Genomic DNA, 3350 nt, shown 5'->3' with positions numbered 1-3350 from the left:
ACCGAGATCGCTTCTTCTGTCGTCCGCGCGCCGGTTCGGCCGTGCGGGCCACCGAGTTCGACGACGACCGCGACCGGCCGTTCTCCTTGCGTCGAGAGGATGCGGTCCATCTCGTGCACCGTTGCGACGCTGTCGGCCCAGCAGTAGAACTCGAATGTCGGGTGCGAATCCAGCTCGGCCGCAATCCACGTCAACGCAACAGGGTCGATCTCGGCATTGGCAAGAACGATGCGTTCGACCCCGAATGCGCGTGCTGCCTGAACTTGCCATCCGGTTGCGAGGGTGATGGCCCAGCTTCCTGCGTCGAGCTGCTGCTTCCACAGTTGCGGGGCCATCGACGTCTTCCCGTGGGGTGCGAGCAGCACTCCCGCGCGCGCAGTCCACTCGGCCATGACCGAGATGTTCGACGCGATGCGTGCCCGGTCGAGAGTGAGGACGGGCGTCGTGAACTCGGAGAGCCGCGGCGACGTGGCGAGAAAGCTCTCGATGGTGTGCCCCCACGACCTGGGTGGCAATGCCTTGTACTCGGGTCCGAGCACTCGTCGGCTGAGTGCCTCGACGGCATCGGTGTCGATCACGATCGTCTCCTCGGTCTCGGAAAACCCGCAACTGCGTTGCGTATTTTGCAACGCTGGTTGCGCAATGTGTTTATGCTTTGTAGTCTGCAACGACAGTCAGCGTTCCCGCAAGAGTTCGAGGAGATCGACGTGAAAGCACCACGAGCGGTGTGTGTGGGCGAAGGCCTCGTCGTTCTGGTTGCCGAGCCGGGCCCATTGGAGAAATCGAACACGTTCCACCGCACAGCCGGAGGCGCAGAAGCCAACGTGGCCAGGGTGTTCGGTCAATTGGGCGTCGATGCGTCGTGGATCTCTCGAGTGGGAGATGACGGATTCGGCCGGTACCTTGTCGGTCAATTGATCGCGGCAGGTGTCGACACCTCCGGTGTGACGCTCGACCACGAGCGACCCACTGGCATGTACGTGAAGCAACGCGGATCGGGTTCCGGCGACCGCCACGACCTCGCATGCCGAGACAGTGCGATGACCTACTTCCGTGCCGGCTCGGCTGCGAGTGCTCTGTCGCCCACAGACATCGACGGGAATGCAGCGAACCTTGTCGCCCGTACCGACCTGATCCACTTCACCGGAATCACGGTGGCCATCTCCGATACCGCCGCCGATCTGACGAGATACTTGATGGATCAGCCCACTCTCGTCAGCTTCGATCTGAACTATCGGCCGGCGCTGTGGAAATCTCGGCCGGACACAGCCACCGATGTTCTCGGTGAACATGTTCGAGGAAGCGATGTGGTGTTCATGGGTGCGGACGAAGCTGCGCTGGTGTTCGGCACGTCCGATCCCGCCGAGCTGCGCGAGATGTTTCCGCAACCACATCACCTGGTGATCAAGAACGACGCGCACATCGTGACGGCGTTCGAGGGGGCCGCTCGGATCGACGTACCGGCGCTGAAGCTCGACGTAGTCGAGAAGATCGGTGCCGGAGACGCGTTCGCGGGCGGATATCTGACCGGACTGCTGTTGGGCAGGAGTTCCGTCGAGCGCGTTCGGTTCGGTCACCTGTGCGCGGCGGGTGCGTTGACCGGGCAGGACGACATCGCCTCGGTGCTTCCCTTGACGGTGCTGACCCAACTGGCCGAACTGGCCGACGCCGATTGGGCGAGGCTGGACTACGCGGCCACTGCCGCGCGCCACTCGGAGATGTCGCAATGAGTCAGAGTCTCGCGCGGGCGATGACACTTCTCGGCTTGCTCGGCGATGGACCGCAGTCGCTCGACGAGCTGGCGTCGGTCCTCGAGGTCCACAAGACGACCGTGCTGCGGCTGCTTCGCACGATGGAAGCCGACAGATTCGTCCAGCACGACGCGGATCACCGATATCAGCTCGGATCCAGGTTGTTCGAACTCGCCAACCATGCGCTCGAACAGCGTGACGTGCGGAGCATTGCCCGGCCGCACCTGGCGGAACTCAACATGATCACCGGCCAAACCGTTGACCTCGCCACCTACGAGGCCGGCGTCGTCATCTACATCGACAAGTTCGACGCCCAGCAGAGCGTGCGGATGTATTCGCGAATCGGAAAGCCTGCGCCGCTCCACTGCACAGCTGTGGGGAAGGTCCTCATCTCGGCCCGGCCGGAGGCGGAGCGTGTGCAGATTGCACGCAACATCACCTACACGCCGTTCACCGAGAGAACCATCACGACGGCCGAGCGTTACCTTCGCGAGCTCGACCTCGTGCGCGAGCAGGGGTTCGCCGAAGACCGCGAGGAGCACGAGTCCTTCGTCAACTGCATCGGATGCGCAGTGCGCAACGGAACCGGTGATGTGGTGGCAGCGGTATCGATGTCCGTGCCCGACATGGTGCTCGATCATCAGCAAGTGCTTGCCACGCTCCCCGAAGTGCAGCACGCCGCGGCGGCGATCTCCGCAGGATTGGGATGGCACCCGCAAGAAGCCCAGGACTACAGCACACAGAACCAGAGCTCGAAGGAAGGAACACAATGAGTGAGAAGATCGAAATCCGCACCACAGGTGCGCCCGCACCTGCCCACACATTTTCTCAGGGAGTCCGGAAGGGGCCGTTCGTTCAGGTCTCGGGGCAAGGGCCGGTCGACCCGGCCACCAGTGAATACCTGTATCCAGGCGATGTAGCCGCGCAGACGACCCGCACACTCGAGAACGTCAAAGCGATCGTCGAGGCCAGCGGTGCGACATTCGACGACGTCGTCATGCTGAGGGTGTATCTGACCAAGCGTGAGGACTTCTCGACCATGAACGACGCCTACGGCCAGTTCGTGTCGGCACATACGTCGGGGGACGTTCTACCGAGCCGCACCACAGTGTTCACAGGACTGCCCAGGGAAGAGATGTTGGTAGAAATCGATGCCGTTGCGATCGTCTGATCAAGACTTGCGGCAGATGTTCACACGAAAATTACATCTGACCAGGCGATTTGCGTAAGCGTTGGTCTTCGCGTAACTTTTGTCGAGTCAGAGCGACACGGACACCGACCCGGTCTTCACAGACCGGGACAACGAGGTTGTACGGAGTATGCACTGAACAACCCAGGCAAGGCTCGAAAGTAATGAGCCATGTCTGGGGTTCGAGCGTGTAAGCCCCGAAGTTACCGTGCAAACGGTAGTGACGGTGTGTGCGTGTTCTTTGAGAACTCAACAGTGTGTCGATGAATGTCAGTGCCGAAATATTTTGTTTTGGTGAAAGCATTCGATGTATCAATCATCCGCTTGTGGTGGTTGTTGTCGGGTGTTGTTTGAAATGCTAGTTGAGTTTTTCTGCTAGTGATTTGACTTGATGTCTTTGACTGATTCGC

At 60.8% G+C, this 3350-nt stretch carries 3 protein-coding genes and 1 pseudogene; 3 read left to right on the top strand and 1 reads right to left on the bottom strand.

The genetic code is table 11. The features are described from left to right. Positions 1–578: pseudogene (locus tag A2J02_RS14800) on the bottom strand (amino acid deaminase); the annotation flags it as partial. 129 nt (positions 579–707) lie between these two features. Between A2J02_RS14800 and A2J02_RS14795 the strand changes: the two are divergent. Genes A2J02_RS14795 through A2J02_RS14785 form a run of 3 tightly spaced genes read left to right on the top strand, consistent with a single transcriptional unit; the run spans position 708 to position 2922 of the window. Beyond that, complete coding sequence (locus A2J02_RS14795; protein ID WP_231893837.1) at positions 708–1730, top strand: sugar kinase; 1023 nt, start codon at positions 708–710, stop codon at positions 1728–1730. Next, positions 1727–2524 carry an IclR family transcriptional regulator gene (locus A2J02_RS14790; RefSeq protein WP_068050855.1) on the top strand — a complete coding sequence of 266 codons (798 nt, stop codon included), beginning with the start codon at positions 1727–1729 and terminating at the stop codon, positions 2522–2524. The genes A2J02_RS14795 and A2J02_RS14790 overlap by 4 nt, the downstream gene beginning before the upstream one ends. Continuing rightward, positions 2521–2922, top strand: coding sequence for a RidA family protein (locus A2J02_RS14785; protein WP_068050854.1), 402 nt, complete (start codon positions 2521–2523; stop codon positions 2920–2922). The genes A2J02_RS14790 and A2J02_RS14785 overlap by 4 nt, the downstream gene beginning before the upstream one ends. Positions 2923–3350 lie beyond the last annotated feature (428 nt).

The sequence above is a fragment of the Rhodococcus sp. EPR-147 genome (assembly GCF_001647185.1).
Classification (GTDB): domain Bacteria; phylum Actinomycetota; class Actinomycetes; order Mycobacteriales; family Mycobacteriaceae; genus Rhodococcoides.
This window is presented reverse-complemented; position numbering and strand designations above follow the sequence as displayed.